Source organism: Agrobacterium sp. ICMP 6402 (assembly GCF_009498615.1).
Classification (GTDB): domain Bacteria; phylum Pseudomonadota; class Alphaproteobacteria; order Rhizobiales; family Rhizobiaceae; genus Agrobacterium; species Agrobacterium burrii.
In genome coordinates this window covers 1-23816 of record NZ_QSNV01000009.1, presented here as the reverse complement: position 1 = coordinate 23816, position 23816 = coordinate 1, and the positions used below count along the sequence as shown (strand labels likewise).

The following is a 23816-nucleotide window of genomic DNA, read 5'->3' as shown; positions in this document are numbered from 1 at the left end:
CCTCCCAAGGCAGCTCGGTGCCGTTCAAAGCTCGTTGACCGTGCGCGGGAACACGGACTGGAAGCCTTCGGCATAAAGCGCTGCACGGCCGCCGGATTGTCCGCCGGAATTGCGCTGAAAGTGGTTGGCGCGGTTTTGCGCCACCCGCGTATAGAATTCCCACAGATGCTCCTGGCCTTCCATGCACTCGATGGCGGCCCGCTTTTTGTCCCAGACGTCGGTGATATCGAGGAAGACATCGGGCTTCCAGCCCATCTGTTCCGTCTGGTGCGGTTCGAAGAGATAGAGCTGCGGCGCACCCAACACCTTCTGGCCAGGATTGTGACCCCAGGCCTGGGCGATCATGCGGGCTTCGAGCACCACCTGGGTCGTGTACATGTGATCGGTGTTGTAGGGATCGTATTGGGAATGGCTGAGCATGAAGGCTGGCTGCACCTCGCGGATCACGTCGACCAGCCGGTTCTTGTCTTCGTCGGTCATCTTCAGCGGATAGTCGCCGAGATCGAAGCAGACCAGCTTGTGCACGCCGAGCGCTTCGGCTGCCTTTTCCGCTTCCGCGCGCCGGGCGGCCTTGACCTTCTCGAGCGTTATGCCCGGCTGCTTCCAGAGCTTGGCGGATTCGCCGCGCTCGCCGAAAGACAGGCAGACCACCGTCACTTCGTAACCGAGCTTGGCATGCAAAGCGATCGCGCCACCGCAGCGCCATACGAAGTCCGCCGCATGGGCGCTGATGACGAGCGCCGTTTTCTTGTCCGACATGAATATCTCCTGAATGTATGCGCCGATCGCGCTAAAAATCGTCGGCGGTTACTAGTGGGTGTTCCGGGCGGTCTTGACGTTTTTGGTATCGGGGCTGTGTTTGCCGGCGATCGCGAGCTCATCTCGACGCCACTTTGAAGGCAGATTAACAACCGAAAATTCGCCCTAGAAAAAGCGGCCTCGCGTCGCCTCGGTCGAACCCGACTTTGGCGAGAAACTTATCTCCCGCCACCAAAGACCTCTTCCTGCGTCATACCAATCCCTTTAATGATCTTCTCCCGCATATATGCATCACGTGTGGGGTACAGAGTGGATGTACGCATCTGCGTCTCGCCTTCGTGAAAGCGAATAAACTGACCGGACGACTCCGGTGTTACCTGACCCCAGTGCGGAACGTCGTTGCCGTTCGGGTTACCAGTCTTGATAAAATTCGCCAGGTACCGGACGGCGATGTCTCGCATCGCGAAATCCGGATCAGTCCATGGCAACTGCGTGGCGTCACCAGAACGAATAGCCCCATTGAAGTACCAGTTGTCTCCGGCATGCCAGGCGCGCCGGAATCCTTGGTCCTTGCCTGGCGGCCAATGGTCCCAGTAGTACAGATAGACGTTGGCCTTGTTATGTGCCTTCGCGAATTCTGCGCCGATGCGCACGTACTCAAACATGTAGTCGTTGAGCATTCGAAGGGACAACCGGTAGGCTTCTACCGGATCGTCAGTTCGATACAGTGGAAATACCTGCTCATCGACGTTCCCCGCTTGATGCGGTCTTACGGCCGACAGCATAGCCTTCTGCTGCTCTTCCTCCGTCATCTCCAAGTCATTTGGGCGAAGGCCAGTGTATTCATCGGCGGTTTGCCCGATAATGATATCAAGCCCGTCGAGATTGCCCGGTTTGAGAAGGTTGACCGAATCCTTGGTGAAGACATAGTCGTCGATCGTGTAGAACTGGTTGGTGCCCACCGCGCCGGCGAATGAATTGTACAGACTCTCCTTGCCGCCGTTCAACTTCGCCAACCAGGTCTCCTGGTCCAGTGCACGAAGGTCGGACAATTTCGTAGGTTTACCGAACAGCTTGTTCACGGCGTCCTGGTTCTGCGTCGACTTGTCTGCGAATGAGACTATCTTTCCGGGGAGGAATCCCGTGAAGCTCGATTGAATAAACGCCCGCTTGAAAAGCCCTTTCGCAAGCGGGGTTCGCAAAAGCGCGACAGTGTTCTCTCCGCCGGCTGATTGCCCACCGATCGTGACTTTAGAGGGATTCCCGCCGAAGCCATCGATGTTCTTGTGAACCCACTGCAAGGCGTCGACCAGATCCAGCACACCAAAATTGCCCTTCGGCCCCTGCGGATTTTCCTCTGCCATCTCGGGCAGCGATAACCATCCCTGTCCACCGAGACGATACTGGACCGAGACGACGATGACACCCTGCGCAGCAAGCACCGCTGGATAGAGGTCACTCATCGCGCTTGAGCCAAGACGGTTGGCCCCTCCATGGATCAGCACATAGACAGGGAGGTTGTCTGTTGGACTTTCGGCGGGCGTCCAGATGGATAAGTTCAACCCGTCATCGCTGATAGGCGCGCTCGACAGCTTGTTAGGGTCTTGCAGCATCTGGTCGCCCCACTTGTCGGAGAGCCTGACACCCTCCCACGGCGTGACAGGTGGCGCCGCTTTCCAGCGGTTCTGACCTCCGACGTTCCCTGCGAACGGAATGCCGAGATATTGGGTAACACCGGGCGTATCGCTCGCAACGCCCCTGACCATTCCGCCCGTGACGGCCACGTCGCCAATCGACGCTGCATTACCGAGAACCGCTGAAGTCATCAAAAGGCTGAGCGTTAAACCCGCCAGCAGACCGATGCGTTTCGGAAACGCTCCAAGGATGTGACTTTGCATCTTTTCTCCAAACTTTAAGAATCGAGGATCTGGCGATATGTCCGCCGTGGTTACAAAGAGGCTGCTTTGACGGGGCATCCCGTCCTTCGCGATTTTTCGCGGCAAATGCCCTAAAGTGAGCTGCTAGCCAGCTCTCACGCCGTTCAAGGAGTTTCCAAGCTTTATGCCGGCGACGTCGTTTGGAAGGTCTACGACGTAGATCTTCCAAGGGCGCTTCACCATGTCCTGTTTGTTGCCAAATAACTTTGTGCGCCTCGACTGCGTCACAGGGATGTAGAGTTTGCGATCAGCGGCTATGAACGAGCCGTCGGGACTGATGAATTCATCGTCCGACGTCAGCACTGCAGTACGCCCATCCGGAGACAGTATCGTTACGCGCTTGTTATCGAGTTCGGAGAGATAAAGATTGCCCAGCGTGTCCAGCGCACATCCACCGCTACGCGCAATGGGAGCGAACTCTTCGATTAAGGTTGCCAGGGCGTCGTCCGATAGGGAGGGGTCGCGTACCGCGGAGCTCTTCAACTTAATAAAAGGTCCGGTAGGCGCGGCAGCGAGGATCCAGTCGCCGTCATCGCTGATTTCGATCATATCGATTTTCGGCGTTTGGTGATTGCCCTGCTGTAAATTGGGATCGACCTTCGCCAGCATCTGAGCACGGCCCGACAGACGACGCATGGTCTGCCCCGTTGTCAGGTTATGATAAATCAGCGCGCCGAGCCCGGAATCGGTGACATAAACATGCTCGCCGAAAACGCGAAGATCGTTCATCTTCGCTCCCTTCGGAAGGATATGGTCGTCGAAGCGCAATACCGTGAGCACATCACCTGTCAAAGGATCGAGCTGAACCAGCTTCTGAGCACCAGGACGAGGATTGGAAAGCTCGGGAGGATAGGAGTCCGCGCGTAGCGCTCCCTGATCGACAACCCAGACTGTGTTGTCCTTGAAAATGTGGATCGAATTCACGTAGACGAAGCTGTCCCGGCCATCATCGCCGGGCTTCCACTCATTCCAGGCATTGCCCGGAAATGACGCAGGCTTCGCATCCGACCCCATCTTTGCGAGCGAAGGTGTCTGATCGTAGTCGGGATACCGCGGCAGGCCGAAGAACATGTCCCCTGTCGTTGTAAGGGCCACCTGGTTACAAAACCATGGAACTTCCGCTGCCACCGCGTGATGCACTTCTTCAACCTCAACAGCATTGCTTTCGTTCCAGAGAAACCCGGAGGCCGCTGTAATCCCGACTGCGGTCATGAACGTACGACGTGCAAGTTTCATTCTTTCCTCCAAGGTTAGGTAGGCAGTGCGCGCCAACGAAGAGAGCGGAGAAGCCATGACGAACCGCCTCGCACTCAGTTAAGCGCGAGGAACCTCGATAGGTTCGAATTGGGCGTCGCACCGGCAAGCCCATCCTCCGTGGCAAACCGTAGCGCCACCCTAGACAATTACCGATGCTTCGCTAGGTGGGTCGCTGGAATATCAGCCTTAGCGTTTTGTTATGGCGATCGCGCTGCCCCGTTTCCGAAATCGCCACCCGGAAGGTGTATTAAGACAAGGCCTAAAATCGAGATATGCCAAAACGGCATTTCTGAAAGGCAACATACAAATCTTGTGATACCTGGACCGACTGTTATGGTTTCGATGCGACGGGAGAGAGAGAAGTCGCGTGGGAGTTTAACGCTCAGAAACATGACAGAACGGCAGCTCGGCGGACCTAGATGCTTTGCATCAGCGCCGGCTCAGGAGGTTTTATGGTGTCGACACGGAACTGGAAAGTAGCGTTGGCGGGCGAATGCATGGTGTGTCGCCCGTTCGCCATGCACGACGAGCCCGAATTCAAAGAGGTTTGGGACGTCCTGAAGGACGCGGATGTTACTTACGGCCATCTGGAAATGAATTTTGCAGACTATGATGAGCTCAAGTGGCCCGCCCGAGGTCAGGGCATCGGCAGCTTCATGATGGCGGACCCGGAAATCACCAAGGATCTGCGGTGGGCGGGATTCGACATCATGTCGACAGCACATAATCATAGCTTCGATTTTGGAGCAGAAGGCCTTTTTGCGACCAAGAAGCATATGAAGGCTGCTGGTATCGTCACCGCTGGAACGGGCGCTGATCTCGAGCTGGCAGGCGAGCCGGGCTATGTAGACAAGAAGAACGGCCGCATCGCACTTGTCTCCACGAGTTCCGGAAATCAGCACTTCATGTGGGCAGGCATGCCGAAGGGAGCGCTGAAAGGCCGCCCTGGCGTCAATCCCCAGCGCCTAACGTTCGAATTCATGGTCGACGAGCAGACAGCCAAGAATCTGAAGGATTTCGGCGAGAAGTTCAATTTCATGAAAAAGCCGAAGCATGGCCGCGATGGGTCCTTCGGCATTCAAATTCCCGGCGCCCAGCAATGGGGCGATCCGGAATCCTTCTTCGTGGGCGACAAGTGCGAGATCATCAGTCGTTGCCACAAGCGTGATCTTGATCGCAATCTTCGTTCGGTGCACGAAGCGCGTGCGATGGCCGACCTCGTGATCGTCGCCCACCACTTCAGCGTATCCGATGGTCCTCGCGGGGATACGCCTCCCGGTTTCGTAAGGGAGTTTGCCCATGCCGTCATCGACGGCGGCGCCGATATCTATGTAGGCCACGGCTGGCACAGGACGCTCGGTGTCGAAATCTACAACGGGAAGCCAATCTTCTACGGCATTGGCAACTTCTTCGCCCAGTCCGAGTTTATCCAGCGCGTTCCGTTCGATAGCTATGACGCGTGGGGCCACGATGTGGATCGTCTTTCCATGCTCACTCCGGCGGCACACCCGCTCCACCCAGGCCTCGATACTCCGACAGATACATGGTGGAGCTCCGCCGTGATTAAGCTGGACATGGAAGGGGACAAACTGCGACGCATTCTGCTTCACCCCGTCGAGATGGGTCGCGACACTTCGTCCGAAGTGAAGCAGACGCGTCGCACGGGTAAGGGCGAACATCACAATACCGAAGGTCGACCGATGATGGCAAAGGGAGAAGATGCTGTTCGCATTATCGATCGTTACCGCCGCCTTTCGGAGCCTTTTGGAACTCGGATCGAAATCAAAGACGGCGTAGGCGTTATCGATCTGTAAATCTACATCGCCTGCCGCGGGCGGCTGCGGCAGGCGATAACTGCATAACAACAAGTGCCCATCGGGCTCGAAAGTCAAAGGGAGGTGACGAATGCTTTATGTCAACGGCGATGTCGTTGGTGGCGGAGCTGCGTCGGCCACTGATAGTTCTAAGCCACTACTGAACGTTCAGGACCTGAAAGTCTCATTCCCTGGCCCTCAAGGTCCTGTCAACATTGTCAGAGGCTTGAACTACTCGATTCCACGCGGCGAGACGCTGGGTATCGTCGGGGAAAGTGGCTGCGGCAAGACTATGACGTCGCTTGCTCTTCTTGGCCTCGTCGCAGGTGCCGGCACGGTTAGCGGTACGATAGACTTTGAGGGAAAAGATCTAGCGAAGTTGACGCAACGACAATGGCAGCACGTGCGCGGTCGCGAGATCGCGATGATCTTCCAAGAGCCTATGACGGCAATGAACCCCGTTATGCCGGTAGGACGGCAAATCGCAGAGGTGCTCGTAAAACACGAGAAGCTCAGCAAGAAAGACGCCCACACACGTGCGGTAGATCTGATCGCGCAAGTGGGCATCCCTTCTCCCGCGCGTCGCGCGGAAGACTATCCCCATCAATTGTCGGGCGGAATGCGACAGCGTGCGATGATTGCCATGGCGCTCGCCTGCCGTCCGCAACTACTAATCGCTGATGAGCCTACCACAGCCCTCGACGTAACCATTCAGGCTCAAATTCTCGATCTCATGCTGACACTGCAGGACGACGCAAAGATGTCGATCCAGTTCATCAGCCACAATCTCGCCGTCGTCTCAGAGGTCGCGCATTCGATCATGGTGATGTACGCCGGCAAGGCGGTCGAGCACTCCCCGGCCGACGAGCTCTTTAGAAATCCGATGCACCCGTACACCCAGGGATTGATTCAAACGATCCCCGATCCGGATAAGCGCGTGGACAGGCTCTACGTCATACCGGGCCGCGTCACGTCCGACATCACGGAGGGCTGTCGCTTTGCGCGCCGCTGTCCCTTTGCAGACGAAGGCTGCCTACAGGTTGAGCCGGAGCTTCGCGAAGTCTCGCCCGGACATCAGGTCGCCTGCCACAAGGTAATGCCATGACCGAACTTTTGACACTCGATCACATCAACGTTGACATCCCGATCGGCGGGGGCTTCTTGAAGCCCCCCATGTGGCTACAGGCCGTCAATGACGTCTCTTTGACCGTCTCCAAGGGCGAGACGCTCGCACTCGTGGGCGAAAGTGGGAGCGGCAAGTCGACGCTCGGATATGTCGTCGCGGGACTTCGAAAGCAAACAGCCGGCACGGTGACCTTCAAAAGTGCGAGGCCTGCTGGACAAGATCAAATGCCTGTCCAGGTCATCTTCCAAGATCCCTTCTCCGCGTTGGACCCGCGCATGGTCGTTGGGGAGATCGTGGCGGAGCCACTTCGACTTAAGGGCATTCCACCCGAGACACGACAGGCTAGGGCCGTTGAAGTGCTTGGCCAGGTAGGTTTGCCGCCGGAAGCAGCCCGCCGCTATCCGCATCAGTTTTCGGGTGGTCAACGTCAACGTATCGCGATCGCCCGTGCTCTGATTGCCGAGCCGGAAATGATCGTTGCAGATGAGCCGCTTTCAGCACTCGACGTATCGATCCAGAGTCAGGTCCTAAACCTCCTCGACGATATCAAGAAGCAGCATGGCATCAGTTATTTGTTCATCAGTCATGATCTGGGCGTCGTCCGGCATTTGGCCGACCGCGTCGCTGTTCTCTACCTGGGGCGGCTTATGGAAGTTGCAGCCTCGGAAGATCTTTTCCTGAAGCCTAGCCATCCTTACACACAAGCCCTCCTTGCCTCGGTGCCCAGAATTGGCCGGGGTCGTCGAAAAAAGGAGAAGATCCTGCGGGGCGAAATACCGTCGCCCCTGGCGCCTCCTTCCGGATGCGTCTTCCACACTCGATGTCCGAAAGCCCAGAACGTCTGCAAGGTGGAGCGGCCCGCCCTCTTGCCTGCGCCCGGACGTCCTACGCAGCTTTCCGCCTGTCACTTCAAGGATTGAGCCGATGCTGAGATATAGCGTTTCACGTCTTCTCCAGGCAGTCCTCGTCACCTTGGTGATGTCGCTTCTGCTGTTCATGCTCATTGGGCTCATGCCCGGCGATCCCGTCGAAAACATGCTTGAAGGCAACCCATCGCTGACGCCCGAGACAATGGCACAGATGCGCGCGCTGTATGGGATGGATCAATCGCTCTTCACCCGATATGGCCACTGGCTGTATTCAGCAATCCAGGGTGACCTAGGCTACTCGAGCGTCTACTTCAAACCCGTCATGGACGTGCTTGGGCCTGCAGTCATACAGACCGCAAAGCTTCTAATCGCAACAGAGGTCATCAGCATTCCGTTGGCCATGCTGCTCGGCGCTCTCGCCGCCAGAAAGCCAGGGGGATGGACGGACAGCATAATAAGCCTTGTCTCCTTCGCGAGCATTTCGCTACCGGGTTTTTGGACGTCGCTCATTTTGATTATCGTGTTTTCCGTAAACCTGGGCTGGTTGCCGGCAAGCGGCACGCCGCTCTTGGCGGGGGCTCCCATCGGCGAGCAGATCATCCATCTCATCCTGCCTGTAGTCGTTCTGACATTCTTTCATGTCGGGCCGTTGGTCAGATATGTGAGGGCATCTATGATCGAAACGCTGAACTCGGACTTTGTTAGGACGGCTCGGGCGAAGGGCCTTTCGGAAGCCACCGTGATTACCCGCCACGCCCTGCGCAACGCGTTAATCCCGATGGTGACTGTTCTTGCCCTCGGTTTCGGATCCCTGTTCTCCGGAGCGCTCGTTGTCGAAACGATCTTCGGCATGCTCGGCATGGGCAAGGTCATCTACGACGCAATCAGCAATATCGACTTCAACCTCGCTTTGGTCGGCCTCCTTCTTGCGACAATCGTTACGTTGTTCTCAAGTCTGCTCGCCGACCTCGCTTATGCCTGGCTTGACCCGAGGATTACACTGAAATGAGCACAGTTGTCACCGACACCACGCCTGAGCGCGCAGAATCGAACTCCGTGTGGAGCAAGCGGTGGGAGCGCTTCCGGCACAACAAGCTGGCCATGATCTCGCTGATCTTCGTGGTCGTCCTTGCATTAGCGTGCGCGTTCGCAGGACCCATCGCGCACCTAGCTGGCATAGACCCGAACGCGACGAACCTTTTGCGACGTTTCAAGCCGCCGACGTTTCAACACTGGCTCGGCACAGACGACCTCGGCCGCGACGTGCTTCTCCGTCTACTCAATGGAGGACAGGTATCCATCGCGGTTGGCCTACTTGCCACGTTTATTACGGCAGTCATTGGCATCACGGTCGGCGTGACCGCCGGCTACATAGGGGGCAAATTCGATAACGTACTCATGCGAATGACGGACTGCATCATCGCCCTGCCGTTGATCCCCGTGCTGATTGTGCTCGGCGCCGTAGATCTGACGAAGCTCGGGCTCAGCCAAGCTGCAGCCACATCTCCTCTGGCGGTCTTTCTTCGTATCGTAATCATCATAGCACTGGTCGATTGGACGACTATCGCAAGGATCGCTAGAGCCGGCACGATCGGCCTACGCGACGTAGATTACGTCCGCGCAGCCACCGTCAGTGGCGCAAAGGGAAGCTACAACGTCTTCGTTCACATTCTTCCCAACATCGCAACTCCACTCATCGTGGCTATGACGCTGTCGGTTGGCCGCATCATCTTATTCGAATCTACGCTCAGCTTCCTTGGTTTCGGCATCATTCCACCGACGCCCACCTGGGGCAACATGCTGACCAACGCACAACAGCTCATTATCTCTGCCCCTATGCTAGCGGTTTACCCAGGCCTTCTGATCTTCACCACCGTCATGGCCGTGAACTTCGTTGGCGACGGCGTCCGCTCCGCCTTCGACCCGAGATCGGAAACCCGATCGGGATCCCATTAACCAACTAACAGAAGTCTGATGGAGGATAATATGACGCCTGTAGGAAAAAGACTCAGATCGCTTCTCGCCGCGGCACTCGCGACGGCTGTCCTAACACCGCTATCCGTCGATAGTGCAATGGCTCAGGCGAAGGATCAGTTGGTCGTCGGACAGTTGCAGTTCCTGACGAACTTCCATCCGCTGGTCCAGGTGAACAACACGAAGCGGCTTGTCATTAACTACTCACTGCGACCGATGACTGCTTTCGATGAGAATGTCATCAACCACTGCGTACTCTGCGAAACTTTGCCGACCATCGAGAACGGCATGGCCAAGATCGTTGATCTTCCCGATGGTAAGAAGGGGATGAACGTCACATTGAAGCTCAGGGAGGGGCTTGCGTGGGGCGATGGCGTACCGGTTACGTCGAAGGATATCGAATTCACCTGGAAGATGGCGAGCGATCCGAAGATCGGCTTCACCAACTACAATTCTTGGGCACGCGCTTCCGAGCTGAAGGTTGTTGACGATCGCACTGTCCAGCTTACGATCCCGCAGGTGATCTCAAGCTACAATTCCTGGGACCAGGTGATCCCCGAGCATCTCGAGGGGCCTGTCTACGCGGCCAATCCGACGCTCGACACTTACATCAAGCAATCGCTCTACAACACCGAGCCGACCAATCCTGGCTTGTGGAATGGCTCCTATCTGCTGAGCGACTACGAGATCGGGACCCGTATTGTCTTTACGCCCAATCCCAAATGGCCGGGGGAGAAGCCTCATCTCCAGAGGATCATTCTGAGTTACCGAGACAACTCCTCCTCTCTGCTTCAAAATCTGCTTGCAGGTTCCGTAGAAGCCGTTCCCGTCAGTCCCGGCGGTATCAGCTTCTCGCAGATGCTAGATCTCAAGAGTCAGCAGCCGGACAAGTTCACCTACCATATGGCGTACGGAACCAACATGGAGCGGATCGCTGTCAACTTCGACAACCCTATCCTCAAAGATAAATCGGTCCGCCAAGCGCTTCTCTATTCGATCGATCGCCAAGCGATCAGCGACGAATTGTTCGGGGGGCTCCAACCCGTGGCGAACGGAATTCTCAGCAATGAAAACACCTACTACAACAAGGACGTGAAGCTCTATTCGTATGATGCCGAAAAGGCCAAGGAACTTCTGGCGAGTGCGGGATGGAAACCTGGTGACGACGGCATCTGCGTCAACGACAAAGGCGACCGCCTATCTCTGGAGCTAGTTTCGACCGCGGGGAATCAGACTCGCGAACAAATTGCCCAGGTAATCCAGAGCCAATTGAAGGATGTCTGCGTCGAGATCACTAACAATTTCGTCCCCCTGCAGGAATTCAACGGCGAGATGGCCAGAAAGCGGAAATTCAAGGCTTTGATAATGTCATCGATCGACTTTTCGCCATCCGTTTCGCCGCGGATTGCTCTAGGATCGGACGCGATACCGAGCGCTGGGAACAACGGTGTCGGCAATAACTTCTCCGCCTATTCAAACCCGGAGATGGACAAGGCGATCAGCGACCTCGAATCGGCCCTGGACCCTGACACCGCCAAGCAGAAATGGGCAAAGGTCCAGGACATTTTCGCCGAAGATCTCCCCATGCTTCCGCTTTATTTCTATCCGCGCGCCTACGTCACAGTGACTGACCTCAAAAACTTCCGCCAAGGAACCTTGGATCCGTTGCAGATTTGGTCGGAGGAATGGCGCCGGCAATAGCGCAGGGCGTCGGCTCAGAAAAACTGTTCGATAATAGCGCGGGACCGGATTATGAAGATGAACGTTGCCATTCTTGACGACTATCTGGGCATTTCCCAGGAAGTTGCCGACTGGGGTCCACTTCGGTCCCGCGCAAACATCGTGGTGTTTGACAGGCCCTTGGCTGTGTCAGAAGAGGCAGCTCGGGAGCTCGCTGATTTCGACGTGATATGCACCCTTCGCGAGAGGATGCCTATTCCCGCCGATCTGATCGTTCGTCTGCCTCGTCTGAAGTACATCGTCGTAACCGGGAAGCGCTACGATACTGTCGACGTTGTTGCAGCGGCCCGACAGGGCATCCTAGTTTCCAACACTCCTGTAATCGGAAAAGGTGCTGGCGGGGTGGCTGAACTCGTCTGGGGTCTGATCCTCACCACCACACGAAATATCGCGTCAGAAGACCGCGTAATGCGCGGTGGAGGCTGGCAGACGCGTGCTGGCATGACGGTTGGTGGAAAGGTCCTTGGGATCCTTGGCCTAGGGGGGATTGGACAACGTGTCGCGGAAATCGGGCAGGTGTTTGGGATGAAGGTCCAGGCGTGGAGCCAGAATATGTCAGAGGAGCAGGCAGCCTCTGCGGGCGCGGTACTGGTATCCAAGGAAGCACTGTTTGCCACTAGCGACGTCATCACGGTTCACGTCGCTCTCAGCGAGCGGACCAGAGGTATCGTGGGGCCCACTGAGATTCAGTCGATGAAGGAGACTGCGTATCTCATTAACACTGCGCGAGGTGCGATCGTGAATGAAGCAGCGTTGCTCGCCGCGCTTGAGGCCCGAACGATAGCGGGGGCGGGTCTCGACGTGTATGAACACGAACCGCTCCCGGTCGATCATCCGTTTCGAAGCCTTGGCAACGTCGTAATAACGCCCCACATCGGCTACTTTACGAAGGACATGCTGGGGACCTACTACCAAGACGCTGTTCGCCTGATCGGAGCCTTTTTGGATGGTCGCCCCGATCGCATTGTCAACCTGAGAGCGGCGGTCGAAGCTTAAGGTGGCGAGCGGAAGGAAATTTCGTGAATCCCGGCTCTTGAGGCTGCTAAGCGGGGGGCATTTCGCGTGGTACACGGCCGGAAACTGCCTCTCTCTTCTCGGCACGTGGATGCAGCGTATCGCTTGTAGCCTCGTAGTTTGGGATTTAACCCAGTCGCCATTCTGGCTTGGCGTCCTTGCTGCCGCTGACCTTCTTCCCACAGTCATTCTAGGTCCGGTTGGCGGTGCCGCCACCGACAGGTGGGACGCTCTGAAATTGAACAGACTCTGTCAGTTCGTCCTCACGCTGATCGCGGCGTCACTGGCTGCGTTATTCTACGCAAACCTGCTGAGCTTGACGTTTTTGATCTCGATTGTAGCGGTTCAAGGCTGTGTCATCGCACTGGGCCAATCGGCTAAAATGACGATCGTTCAGGAACTCGTCTCGCGAGACGACGTTCCGACGGCCGTTGCGATCAACTCCATGAATGTCAATCTAGCGAGACTTGTTGGACCTGCCTTGGCCGGCGTCGTGATCGTCAACATGAACGTTGCCTCGGTCTTTTTGTTCAACACGTTTGTCACACTGGTCTTCGTATTCGTGCTTCAAAGCGTTCAATCGGAAGGAGTTCGGCGAGAGCGACATTCTGGAAAAAATGTCGTGACCGAAATTGCCGAAGGCTTTCGATACGTCGCTTCAAACGCGGATATGCGGGTGATGCTGATGCTTCTGTTTGCGGGCGGCATGTTCGTTCGAGCTATCGCCGAGATGCTGCCAGCGTTTGCCGCACATCTGTCATTGGTGCCGGCGACTGGCCTGGCCGTGCTAACCTCGTCCATGGCGTTCGGATCAGTCATGGCAGGTCTGACCATGAACTCTTACCTTTCGACATCGAGACTTCCATTCCAAATAACATGGGCCTGGTTGCTGGCGTCGGGTGCCGCCGGCTGCTTCTCTGGCACGAACTCGATATGGGTGCTCGCGTTTTTCGCGATGCTCATGGGATATCTTACATCGGTAAGCTTGATCGCTACCCAGACTTACGTCCAGCTAGGGACACCATCCGCGTTGAGGGGACGAACGCTTAGCGTCCACGGCCTTATTTTCCGCGCCAGTCCATCTTTAGGGGCCCTTGTTCTGGGATTCAGCTCCGAGTTCCTCGGGCTCCGGATACCGGTATCTTGCAGTGCCGCGGTTATGTTCGTAGTCGCTTTGCTATGTCTGCCCAAAGCGTCAAAGATGCGGTTCCGTCCGGACGATGTTTAACGTTATTTGGCCTCCGGGTTTAAAAGCTCGAAGCTGAGGTCTCGCAATATCCTGAAGGCGGCTTCGTGCAGACGGTTCGGGAGCCTTCTCGCCGGCTGCACGAGCTGGACAGAGAGGATCAACTCAGGACCAACGATCTTGCGAAGTTCCAAGTCATGCCCGGCGTCTGGCCCCTTGGAGGCGAGGGTACGAATTGACGCCACCGTGTATCCATAGCCATCCCTTACGAGGTCAAACATCGTATCCAAGGGATCGAGCTCGAAGACGATGTTAAGCTTTTGGCCGAACCGCGCCAATTCTGAGTCGAGTAGCACCCGCGTGCTGTTTGGCCGGCACGCTATGACCATCGGAACGTCGGCCAGAGTTTCAACGTGCACGGGCTGGTCATCATTGAACACGCCCTTCCGCCCTATGAGATAGAGGTTCTCGTCAACGAGGTCGTGGATCTCCAACATCGGCGAGGACGGTGCGTCGTACATGATCGCCATGTCGAGCCGTCCACTGAGTATCCACTCCTGGAGCTGGTTCGAGCGACCGTGGACGAGCATCACCTGGGCATCCGATAATTCCTCTCTCAGCCGGCGTATGAGAGCGGTTGCAATGGCAGTAGAAATCGTAGCGGGAAGCCCAATCCCCACTTTGCCGGACTTTCCCGTCCTTGAATTCTCGATGTCCTCGTATGTGCGCTCGATTTGGCGAAGAATGCCTCTCGCGTTGTCGAGAAGACGTTCACCTGCCTCCGTCAGTTCGACCCCGCGTCCGTTACGAAGAAGTAACGGCTCTTTCAGCTCGGTTTCAAGGTTTCGCACTTGGCGGCTAAGCGCCGGTTGGGCGATGTGCAGGAACGCTGACGCTCGGCTGAAACTACCAAGCTCAGCCACTCTCACGAAGTAGGAAAGCTGCTTTATATCCATATCATCCGTTCCATCAAAGCTATGCCAATTTGTTATGACTGATAGTAGAGCAGAACATCTGGCGATACCATGCCCTGTCGTCTAACTTGCGAGAAATCTAGTGTGATGGGAGGAGTCTCGATGGTGCCGTCAGCGCAAGTCGCCGAGAGAGGCGACTATAAAATATGGCAATGCGTGCTGTGTGCCTACGTTTACGACGAAGCTCTTGGCGATCCAGACGGCGGGGTAGGGCCTGGTACACGTTGGGAGGACGTTCCGGACGATTGGGTTTGTCCTGAGTGCGGGGCTCGCAAGAGTGAGTTCGACATGGTCGTCATCGGATAAGAGATCGTATGCCCATGTCGGGAATCCTTATAATTGGCGCCTCTCATTCCGGCGTCGCTGTGGCTGCGGCGCTTCGGACAGCCAAGTGCGACGCCCCCATAACGTTGGTGACCGAGGAGGCCGTTCTCCCTTACCATCGTCCGCCGCTTTCGAAAGAAGCTCTGTCCAAAGATGAATTCGCGCCGACGTTCCTCCGTCCCGAGGCGTTCTACGTCAACAACAGTATCGACTTGCACCAAAGTGTGAAAATCGTTGGATTGAATCTTGAGGGCGAATACGCAGAAACCTCGCGCGGCGATCGTTTCCACTACGATCGCCTTGTTCTCGCCTGCGGAGCGGAGCCTCGACGCCTACCGATTTCTATCGATCCGGGCGAAGTCGCGAACTATCTGCGCACGCATGAGGATTTGGTCGTTTTGAAAGCCAAGCTAACACACGCGAGGTCGATTGTGATCGTGGGGGGCGGCTTGATCGGCATGGAGATTGCCGCAATAGCCTTGTCGAAGGGCCTCTTGGTAACGGTGGTTGAGGCTGGTTCCAGAATAATGGAGCGCACCGTCAGCAAATCCATCTCAAACTATATCCTGGACCGCTATCTGAACAGAGGAATGCGCGTCCTGCTCGGTAGTGGCGTGGACTCGATAAGGAAGAACAACGACGGGATTGCGAACGCGGTGATATTATCCAACGGCGAGCAAATCCAGTCCGACATTGTCGTAGCCGCGATCGGAGCGGCGCCACAAGAAACGCTAGCGCGTGAGGCAGGCTTAAAAGTTGACAACGGAATTCTTGCCTCAGAGTACGGACAGACCTCTCACCCTGAAATCTACGCCGTCGGTGACTGCTCCGCTTGGTTCGAACCTCAGCTCGGGCGCCATTTTCGCAACGAGGCTGTAAATCCTGGGCAGGATCAAGCAAAAATCGTCGCGGCTGCGATTATGGGAGCGGAGATGCCTCCTAAACGCCTACCTCGCTTTTGGTCGCATCAGGCGGACATCCAGATCCAGATGTCCGGCAACGTCAACGACACCGATATGGAGGCCGTGCTGAACGCCCCTGCGAGCGGAGCCTTCTCGGTTCTGGGCTTCAGGGACGGTCGTCTGTTGGCCGTTCAAACGATCAATGCGCCGCAACAGTTCGGCAAGTTGCAGGACATGATTGGCATGGACCGAGATGCCATCTCGTCCGCGCTCGACGTCGAGTTCCCACCCCCACATCGTCATTGAAGAATTCTCGGCTAGAAATATTAGAAGGATAATCCGATGCAAGCTGCATCCTACGCTGAAAAAGAACCGTTGCGATTCCGCCGTGGCCAGTCATGGAAAATCAACATGTTCGGTAAGAATTCGGACATCGCAGCCCCCGATCCTCAAGCCTTCCGCCTTGATCTTAACGCTCATCAGAAGCTCGAATCCCACTTTCATATCGTCGATCAGTTCCAGGTCTTTATTGCTGGTAGTGGCATGATCGGCCGGGACGAAGTGCGCCTTGTAACGGTGCACTACGCCGATCATCATACGGGATACGGTCCGCTGATCGCGAGCGAACAGGGGCTATCTTACTTGACCTTGCGTAGCAAAACGGACGCCGGGCTTGTGTACCTGACGACGCCAAACGTTCGTGAGAAGCTCAAGCCGACAAAACGGCGTCACCGTACTTCGGAGGCCGTCGCTTTGTCGATCGAACCCGTCTTGCGCAACCGAACCGAGCTGACGGTGGACACGGTGATTGAAGAACAGCCGGGTGACGACGGAATGAACTGCAAGGTGTTTCGCCTTGGGCCCAACATGCAGGTGCAGACGCCAGATACGAACGGCGGCGGCGGCCAGTATCTGATCGTACTGAACGGTAACCTCGTTCACGACGGAGAGACCTACAAACCGTTCTCGCTGCTTTTCGTAAGGCATGATGAGCCAGCTCCTACCATAATCGCTGGCGAGGACGGACTAGAACTAATGGTTACGCAGTTCCCGATCGAAGACTCGTGGATGAAGTCCATCTAGTTCGCCAACGGTAATTCGAAGGAAAAGGCATTGACCAACCTCGACCAAGAGGCCGTTCGAAAGCAGCTCGCTCCCACTGGGACGCTGATATGCGCTCTCAATCACGGGAATGTCGTTCTAGTACGGCGCGGACAATCGGACGACAGCCCTACCGGAGTTTCTGTGGACATTGCGAGAGCAGTCGCAGACAGCCTTTCTCTCCCCATCCGCTTTCGCCACTACGATAAAGCGGGTGATGTCTCCGGTAGTGCAGGCAACGGAGAGTGGGACGTCTGCTTCCTTGCTATCGATCCCAAAAGAGCGGAACGCATTGCATACAGCGAGCCATACGTTCAGATCGAGGGGGCATATCTGGTACCTCGGCTCCAATCCATTATCACCTTGGACGACTTCGGGCGAAGCAATTCACGGATCGGTGCGGTGCGAGGGAGCGCCTACGAACTCTTCCTTTCTCGGCAGGGCTGGGCGGGGAGAATCGTTCGCTTTGGTTCATTTCCCCAAGCGGTGAACGCCCTGGAAGCCGGAGAAGTCGATGGGTTGGCCGGCGTCCGTCAAGCAATGCAGAAGGTCGCCGACGAAAAGCATGACCTGGAGGTGATGGGCGAAGCGTTCATGGCCATACCGCAAGCGGTCGGCGTTAGTTCAGACCGGCCGATTGCCGCAGAATATATCGCGGAACTTATCCGCCGGATGAAAGCAAGTGGTTTCATTCGGAGGTCTCTCGATCTAAGCGGTCATGAAGACGTGGTAGTACCTGCCTAGCTCCAGAGATTAAGCAGAGATATCACTCGGCCTTGTATCGGCCAGCTGCAACTTAGTGCGCTCACTGCCGATAATTGCCCTGACTTCCTACCAGTCGAACTGGAACGTTTCACCGGTTCACGAATGCCAGGTGGCAAACGTGTCACGGCCGATCTGCTGTTGACGGGGCTGTTGTTTGCAACCTGTTGACCGACCAGTTGAAGGTAAGCGCTGTTCTGGGGCCACGGGAGCGGACGTCAGCGTGTCCAGCTATTTTGTGCGCTGCTGAGCAGCTAGCCTTTCCGCTTCTGCCAGTGCGGCAGTTTTGCTTTTGAAAGGACCGATATCGTTTTCTTCCGTGTCAGGCAGCCACTTTGCAAGGAACCACCAGCCTCCAGATCGATAACTGGTGCTGCTTCTCACTGATCCGATATTCTTCGCAAAGAACCAGCCCGTGTCGATGCCGTCCTGCTCCCATGAGATGTTCTGCTCTGTCACGGTGCACTCCACGTCTGTTCTTCTATTGGGACCATTTTATCGGTCCTATATGACCACGGCAACAACTCTTCGAGCTGGCTGTTGGGATGGCCATTGACGATTCTGGTAAGCACGTCGGTGAGATAGCCAAGCGGTTCAGCGCCATTGAGCTTGGCGGTCTCAATGAGCGAGGCAATGGTTGCCCAGTGTTCGGCCCCTGCATCGGAGCCAGCAAACAGTGAGTTCTTGCGATTGAGGGCGATTGGCCTGATGGATCGCTCGACTGTGTTGGAGTCGATCTCGATGCGGCCGTCGTCGACGAACCGGGTCAGCCCATCCCAGCGTGATAGTGCGTACCGGATCGCCTCTGCAAGCTTCGTCTTCTGGCTGATGAAGCCAAGCTGTTCACGCAGCCAGGGAGCGAGGCTATCGGTGATCGGACGGCTTCTTTCCTGACGAGCCGTGCTGCGCTCTTCGTGCGTGCGGCCACGTATCTCGTCTTCGATCTTGTAGAGTTCGGCAATGCGTCTGAGTGCCTCGCTAGCAATGGGTGCGGGACCGGCGGCCGCCAGTTCGTAAAAGCGCCGACGAACGTGCGACCAGCAGAAAGCCAGCGATACGGTGTTCTTGGCAGCCAACGGGCGATAGCCGCTATAGCCGTCTACCTGAAGAATGCCGACGAAGCCGTCGAGATGGGCCATCGGACGCTCGGCTTTGCGATCCGGCGCGTAGACATAGACGACACCGGGCGGATCGGTTCCCTGCCAAGGCCTGTCATCGCGGGCATACGCCCAGAGCTGGCCGGTCTTGGTCTTGCCCCGTCCCGGATCAAGAACCGGGGCCGTCGTTTCGTCGGCGAAGAGCTTGGATGATGTCTTCAAAAGGTCGAGCAGCCGTTGATGAACAGGCCGCAGGTGCCAGGCGGCCCGGCCGACCCAATCGGCAAGCGTCGAGCGGTCGAGATCGACCCCTTGCCGCTTGTAGATTTGCGCTTGGCGGTACAATGGCAGGTGATCGGCATACTTGGAGACCAGAACCTGGGCGACGGTTGCTTCGGTCGGAATACCGCCTTCGATCAGCCGGGAGGGAGCCGGAGCCTGAACCACGACATCCTCGCAGGCCCGGCAGGCATATTTCGGGCGGCGCACGACCAGCACACGGAACTGGGCGGGGACAATGTCGAGCTTTTCGCTGACGTCTTCGCCAATCCGATGCAGATCATGGCGGCAGTCGGGACAGGCGTGATCATCGATATCGACGACCATCTCGATGCGTGGCAGGTGAGCTGGCAATGAACCCCGGTTCGTCCGCCGTTTGGCAACACGGGCCTGGCGCTCTGGGGCAGAGGCTTCTTCTTTCGCTTCCAGACCATTCGCTTCGACCTGCTCGGCTTCTTCCAAGCCCAGAAGTAGCTGATCTTCGGGAAGCGTTTCGGCGCGGCGACCGAACCGGTGGCGCTGCAATTCCTTGATGATCTGACGCAGGCGGGCATTCTCCGCCTCGCGCGAAAGCACCATCGCTTTCAGCGCGTTCAGGTCATCCGGAAGCTCTTCCGCCCTTGTCGTCATGGGACAAGAACAGCATATTTTGCCTCGCAAAACGAGCTATTGGATGCGGCTGATTCAATTGCTCGCGGCCGCTATCCGGCCTTAACGGGGGTGCGCGTTTCGATTGGCGCATGCACGCGTTTCCAATCGAGTCCCTCGAACAAAGCCGAGAATTGCGCGGCCGTCAGATGCATCGCGCCGTCCTGCATTCGGGGCCAATGGAACTCGCCATCCTCAAGCCGCTTGGCGACCAGGCATACGCCACTGCCATCCCAGAATATCAGTTTGATGCGGTCGGTTCGCTTGGCCCGGAACACATAGATTGTGCCGGAGAACGGATCAGCACCCATCTCGGCCTTCACCAATGCGGCCAATCCCTCTGCGCCTTTGCGGAAGTCGACGGGCTTGGTGGCGATCATGACTTTCACCGCACCAGACGGGCCAATCACGACGATGCCTTCATAGCTTGGATGACCGCTGCGATGGTCGCGCTGTCCGTGCCAGATGCGATCCTGAGTAGCGCACCGTCAATCTCCAATTCGATGGCGACTGCTAGCGGCGTGCTCTTAGCCATCGTCTTTCGCCGTCTCAAAGGCATCTCTGCAGGCTTATCCATCACCGCTGGCACGAACATCGGCGTTGACGTCTGCTCCGATGGTTTCCGCGACTGCCGCCGCCAGGTGAAGAACTGACCAGGCGACAAACCGTGCCGCCGCGCAACAGCACTGACCGACATCTCGCCGCTATGACTTTCGGCAACAATCTGAAGCTTCTCCTCGTCGCTCCATTCGCGGCGGCGACCTGATCCAGTGAAAACCTCAAACCGCTGCACCATCTCATCGGCCTTGGTGCTAGGCGTAAACCCTGTAATCGTCATATGTCGAAGCCCTGTTCGGGCACAACATCAACGATAAGCCGGCAATCCGGAAGGTGGGAGGAAAACAGCGCTTACAGTTGAAGTCCTTGGTCGCCGGATAAGCTTGCTGGCAGCCTATGCGAAGATGGTCTCAACCCCATTCGGGTCTGCCCGGAGCGATCTGTGGGTTCACCTATTACAATGAAGATTACGGTCGCGGCCTACCCCATACCTGCTAGAAGCGCGTCGCATGCGGTTAGGCCTGCTCCGCATATCGCCCGATATTTTTATCGAGCAGTTCCAGCAACTGGTCCCGCCCCGCATCGCGAACAGCTTTGGGCCATGCTACAGCGAGCGGCAGTTTTCGCAATGATGATACATCAGCGCTCGCAAGAGGAACAAAGGTCACTCCAGATACTGCCAGTTTCGCTGTCCAGCGAGGAACGATGGCGGATCCGATGCCTGCTGCAACGAGGTTTATGATTGTCTGCTTCTCGTCGGCAATCTGGGCTATACGCGGGTGCAGCCCGACATCCTGGAACAGCTTCATCGTCAGGTCGTAGCTGTGCGGGCGAGAGCGACGCTCGGGCACGATAAGGGGCTCGTCTCCCAATTCTTTGACGGATACGCGGTTGCTGGCCGCTAGCGGATGCGTGACGGCAAGGGCAATAACGGGCGTTTCATGCACCAGGGTGCGAACGGACAGATTGCGGCTCAGTCCCTCTCGGGGCCGAATGAAGACGATATCCAGTCGCCCGGCAATCAATTTTGGAATGAGGCGGATGGACTTGTCCTCGACCAGTTGAGTGACAATGCCTGGACACTGCTCACGGAAATCGTGCAGCAACGGCGGTATGAGGCCTGCTGCGGCACTGTCGATCGCGCCGATGCGCAGCACGGTCGCCTGCTGGTTTTTCCTGGATCGAAACTCTTCCGCGAGTGCTTGCAGGCGATGGAGAAGGGGTCTCACCTCTTCGAGCAGGGCGGCTCCGTCTTCCGTTAACGAGACACTCCGCGTCGTACGGGACATGAGGCGGGTACCCAGGGATTCTTCGAGCAATCTGACATGCCTTCCCAAGGATGCTGGGAGCAATCCCATTTTTTGAGCTGCTCTGCCGAAGTGCAGTTCTTCGGCAACTGCTACAAAGCACTTCAATTGTTCTAGTTCCATGGCGCACCGATTGTATCATTTGATTATATAATTAGAGCAACATGGCGTTGAAGGGAAGCGAGGATTAGCGTCTGTTGATGACGCAGGAGGTGCGTCGAATTGATCATTGGGAGGAGTTCGCTATGAATGGCGACCTGGAGACGCGCGTCCTGCGCAAAATCACTCTGCGCATCGTGCCGTTCATTATGGCACTTTATCTCATCGCCTTCATCGACCGGGTAAACATCGGCTTTGCGGCATTGACGATGAACGAGGATCTCGGGTTTTCGCCGACCGTATTCGGCATCGGCGCAGGCATTTTCTTCATCGGCTATTTCCTGTTCGAAGTGCCTTCGAACCTCATCCTTAACAAGGTTGGCGCTCGCATCTGGATCGCCCGCGTCATGATCACCTGGGGACTCGTCTCCGGTGCCATGGCTTTCATTCAGGGAACGACAAGTTTTTATACGCTGCGTTTCCTTCTCGGTATCGCGGAAGCCGGGTTTTTCCCAGGCATCATCCTCTATCTCAGCTTTTGGTTTCCCGCCCGTCGCAGAGCAGCGGTAACGGCGATGTTCATGGCAGCAGCACCGATTGCGACAGCCATTGGGTCGCCGATTTCCGGTGCACTGCTGGAGATGCACGGATTTCTGGGTCTCACCGGTTGGCAGTGGATGTTCCTGATCGAGGCAGTTCCTGCGATCGTGCTCGGCGTGGTCGTGCTGTTCTACCTGACCGACCGCCCGGAGAAAGCTAACTGGCTGACGACCGAAGAGCGGAACTGGCTGGTGGAAGCAATGGTTAAAGAGAACGCTGGTAAGTCGAAGGCGAGCCACAGTGTGTGGTCGGGCTTGGCGGATCGGCGCGTTCTTGCCCTTGCGCTCGTCTACTTCGGCACATCCGCCGGCCTTTACACGTTGGGAATCTGGGCGCCGCAGATCATCAAGGAGTTCGGTCTGTCGTCCTTCCAGGTAGGCATGCTGAATTCAATTCCAGCGATATTCGCTGTCGTCGGCATGGTTCTATGGGCACGCCATTCCGACAAGTCGGGCGAAAGAACTTGGCATGTGGTGGCCGCCTGCCTGCTCGCCTCGGCGGGGCTTGCCTTCGCGACCGGTGCAACCACTGTCTTCGCCGTCCTTGCTGCGCTGACCCTGGTCAATATCGGAATCAGCGCGTCGAAACCACCGCTTTGGAGCATGCCCACGCTCTTCCTCTCCGGGCCGGCGGCCGCAGCGGGTATTGCCACCATCAATTCGATTGGCAACCTGGGTGGCTTCGTTGGTCCGTCGATGATCGGCTGGATCAAGGACGTCACCGGCAGTTTTGCGGGTGGCCTCTACTTCGTCGCCGCATTGCTGGTCGTATCCGCGATCGTGACGCTCGTGCTGTCGCGCACCGCATCGGAAAACGGGGCCAAGGTCGCCTCAGTCCAAAATCGTTAAATCTCAAAGTGGAGCACAGACATGCGTGAATACAAGATTGCAGCGATCCCTGCGGATGGGATCGGCCCTGAGGTTATAGCTGCGGGCCTGCAGGTTCTGGAGGCGCTGGAACAGCGCAGCGGTGACTTCAAGATCCATACCGAAACCTTCGACTGGGGTTCGGACTATTACAAGAAGCACGGCGTGATGATGCCGGCCGACGGGCTGGACAAGCTGAAGAAGTTCGATGCGATCTTTTTCGGTGCGGTCGGCGCCCCTGACGTTCCCGACCATATCACGCTCTGGGGCCTGCGCCTGCCGATCTGCCAGGGGTTCGACCAGTACGCCAATGTGCGCCCGACGAAGATCCTGCCCGGCATCACGCCGCCCTTGCGCAATTGCGGTCCAGGCGATCTCGACTGGGTCATCGTGCGGGAGAATTCCGAAGGCGAGTATTCCGGCCATGGCGGCCGCGCCCATAGGGGCCTTCCGGAAGAGGTCGGCACGGAAGTAGCGATCTTCACCCGCGTCGGCGTGACCCGCATTATGCGCTACGCCTTCAAGCTGGCCCAGGCGCGCCCGCGTAAACTGCTGACTGTCGTCACCAAGTCGAACGCCCAGCGCCATGGCATGGTGATGTGGGACGAGATCGCGGCCGAAGT

Annotated in this window: 23 protein-coding genes; 14 read left to right on the top strand and 9 right to left on the bottom strand. The window is 56.9% G+C overall.

The annotated features are described in order from the left end of the window. Window positions 1-24: 24 nt before the first annotated feature. The 3 genes from DXT96_RS20440 to DXT96_RS20430 all read right to left on the bottom strand — a co-directional run bounded on the left by DXT96_RS20440 (window position 25) and on the right by DXT96_RS20430 (window position 3932). Complete coding sequence (locus DXT96_RS20440) at window positions 25-759, bottom strand: PIG-L deacetylase family protein (RefSeq protein ID WP_153516210.1); 735 nt, start codon at window positions 757-759, stop codon at window positions 25-27. 218 nt (window positions 760-977) lie between these two features. Then, window positions 978-2657: a carboxylesterase/lipase family protein gene (locus tag DXT96_RS20435; protein ID WP_153516209.1), complete on the bottom strand. Its 1680-nt coding sequence runs from the start codon at window positions 2655-2657 to the stop codon at window positions 978-980. A gap of 123 nt (window positions 2658-2780) precedes the next feature. Beyond that, on the bottom strand, window positions 2781-3932 hold the full coding sequence (locus DXT96_RS20430; protein ID WP_153516208.1) for a hypothetical protein: 1152 nt from the start codon (window positions 3930-3932) through the stop codon (window positions 2781-2783). Window positions 3933-4405: 473 nt separating this feature from the next. Between DXT96_RS20430 and DXT96_RS20425 the strand changes: the two genes are divergently transcribed. The 8 genes from DXT96_RS20425 to DXT96_RS20390 all read left to right on the top strand — a co-directional run bounded on the left by DXT96_RS20425 (window position 4406) and on the right by DXT96_RS20390 (window position 13718). Beyond that, complete coding sequence (locus tag DXT96_RS20425; protein ID WP_153516207.1) at window positions 4406-5767, top strand: CapA family protein; 1362 nt, start codon at window positions 4406-4408, stop codon at window positions 5765-5767. A 91-nt stretch (window positions 5768-5858) separates the two neighbouring features. Further along, window positions 5859-6872: an ABC transporter ATP-binding protein gene (locus DXT96_RS20420; RefSeq protein WP_153516206.1), complete on the top strand. Its 1014-nt coding sequence runs from the start codon at window positions 5859-5861 to the stop codon at window positions 6870-6872. Beyond that, window positions 6869-7813: an ABC transporter ATP-binding protein gene (locus DXT96_RS20415; protein WP_153516205.1), complete on the top strand. Its 945-nt coding sequence runs from the start codon at window positions 6869-6871 to the stop codon at window positions 7811-7813. The genes DXT96_RS20420 and DXT96_RS20415 overlap by 4 nt, the downstream gene beginning before the upstream one ends. 4 nt (window positions 7814-7817) lie before the next feature. Continuing rightward, entirely contained in the window at window positions 7818-8771 is a 954-nt protein-coding gene (locus DXT96_RS20410) for an ABC transporter permease (RefSeq protein ID WP_153516204.1), read from the top strand. Beyond that, on the top strand, window positions 8768-9718 hold the full coding sequence (locus DXT96_RS20405; RefSeq protein WP_153516203.1) for an ABC transporter permease: 951 nt from the start codon (window positions 8768-8770) through the stop codon (window positions 9716-9718). The genes DXT96_RS20410 and DXT96_RS20405 overlap by 4 nt, the downstream gene beginning before the upstream one ends. Window positions 9719-9748: 30 nt before the next feature. After that, window positions 9749-11437 carry a peptide ABC transporter substrate-binding protein gene (locus DXT96_RS20400; protein WP_153516202.1) on the top strand — a complete coding sequence of 563 codons (1689 nt, stop codon included), beginning with the start codon at window positions 9749-9751 and terminating at the stop codon, window positions 11435-11437. Window positions 11438-11488: 51 nt separating this feature from the next. After that, window positions 11489-12472: a D-2-hydroxyacid dehydrogenase family protein gene (locus DXT96_RS20395; protein ID WP_153516201.1), complete on the top strand. Its 984-nt coding sequence runs from the start codon at window positions 11489-11491 to the stop codon at window positions 12470-12472. A 1-nt stretch (window position 12473) separates the two neighbouring features. Continuing rightward, complete coding sequence (locus DXT96_RS20390) at window positions 12474-13718, top strand: MFS transporter (RefSeq protein WP_194287690.1); 1245 nt, start codon at window positions 12474-12476, stop codon at window positions 13716-13718. 2 nt (window positions 13719-13720) lie between these two features. Here the strand turns inward: DXT96_RS20390 and DXT96_RS20385 are convergent, their stop codons facing one another. After that, window positions 13721-14632 (bottom strand): LysR family transcriptional regulator, encoded by a 912-nt coding sequence (locus tag DXT96_RS20385; protein ID WP_153516199.1) that lies wholly within the window; start codon window positions 14630-14632, stop codon window positions 13721-13723. Between the two features lie 120 nt (window positions 14633-14752). On the opposite strand from DXT96_RS20385, the gene DXT96_RS20380 reads away from it, so the two are divergent. From DXT96_RS20380 to DXT96_RS20365, 4 genes are read left to right on the top strand one after another with little or no spacing between them, the layout of a single operon-like run. Continuing rightward, window positions 14753-14956 (top strand): rubredoxin, encoded by a 204-nt coding sequence (locus DXT96_RS20380; RefSeq protein ID WP_153516198.1) that lies wholly within the window; start codon window positions 14753-14755, stop codon window positions 14954-14956. A gap of 8 nt (window positions 14957-14964) precedes the next feature. Beyond that, window positions 14965-16182 carry an NAD(P)/FAD-dependent oxidoreductase gene (locus tag DXT96_RS20375; RefSeq protein WP_246670610.1) on the top strand — a complete coding sequence of 406 codons (1218 nt, stop codon included), beginning with the start codon at window positions 14965-14967 and terminating at the stop codon, window positions 16180-16182. Between the two features lie 36 nt (window positions 16183-16218). Next, window positions 16219-16959: a hypothetical protein gene (locus DXT96_RS20370; RefSeq protein ID WP_153516196.1), complete on the top strand. Its 741-nt coding sequence runs from the start codon at window positions 16219-16221 to the stop codon at window positions 16957-16959. Between the two features lie 30 nt (window positions 16960-16989). After that, on the top strand, window positions 16990-17721 hold the full coding sequence (locus tag DXT96_RS20365) for a transporter substrate-binding domain-containing protein (protein WP_153516195.1): 732 nt from the start codon (window positions 16990-16992) through the stop codon (window positions 17719-17721). A 249-nt stretch (window positions 17722-17970) separates the two neighbouring features. Here DXT96_RS20365 and DXT96_RS20360 read toward each other — a convergent pair whose 3' ends face one another. From DXT96_RS20360 to DXT96_RS20340, 5 genes are all read right to left on the bottom strand, one after another. Next, window positions 17971-18198, bottom strand: coding sequence for a hypothetical protein (locus DXT96_RS20360; protein WP_037103395.1), 228 nt, complete (start codon window positions 18196-18198; stop codon window positions 17971-17973). Then, window positions 18195-19745: an IS66 family transposase gene (locus tag DXT96_RS20355; RefSeq protein ID WP_153516194.1), complete on the bottom strand. Its 1551-nt coding sequence runs from the start codon at window positions 19743-19745 to the stop codon at window positions 18195-18197. Before DXT96_RS20355 ends, DXT96_RS20360 begins: the two co-directional genes overlap by 4 nt. A gap of 71 nt (window positions 19746-19816) precedes the next feature. Next, window positions 19817-20173 (bottom strand): IS66 family insertion sequence element accessory protein TnpB, encoded by a 357-nt coding sequence (tnpB, locus tag DXT96_RS20350; RefSeq protein WP_037103391.1) that lies wholly within the window; start codon window positions 20171-20173, stop codon window positions 19817-19819. Then, window positions 20170-20601, bottom strand: coding sequence for a transposase (locus tag DXT96_RS20345; protein ID WP_153516192.1), 432 nt, complete (start codon window positions 20599-20601; stop codon window positions 20170-20172). Before DXT96_RS20345 ends, tnpB begins: the two co-directional genes overlap by 4 nt. A 235-nt stretch (window positions 20602-20836) precedes the next feature. Continuing rightward, complete coding sequence (locus DXT96_RS20340; protein WP_153516191.1) at window positions 20837-21751, bottom strand: LysR family transcriptional regulator; 915 nt, start codon at window positions 21749-21751, stop codon at window positions 20837-20839. Between the two features lie 122 nt (window positions 21752-21873). Here DXT96_RS20340 and DXT96_RS20335 point away from each other — a divergent pair, with 122 nt between their 5' ends. Both DXT96_RS20335 and DXT96_RS20330 read left to right on the top strand, forming a co-directional pair. Further along, a complete protein-coding gene (locus DXT96_RS20335; protein ID WP_173998201.1) occupies window positions 21874-23175 on the top strand; it encodes an MFS transporter in 1302 nt (433 codons plus the stop codon). A gap of 21 nt (window positions 23176-23196) precedes the next feature. Beyond that, the coding region (locus tag DXT96_RS20330) for an isocitrate/isopropylmalate family dehydrogenase (protein WP_246670609.1) at window positions 23197-23816 on the top strand (620 nt) is incomplete at its 3' end.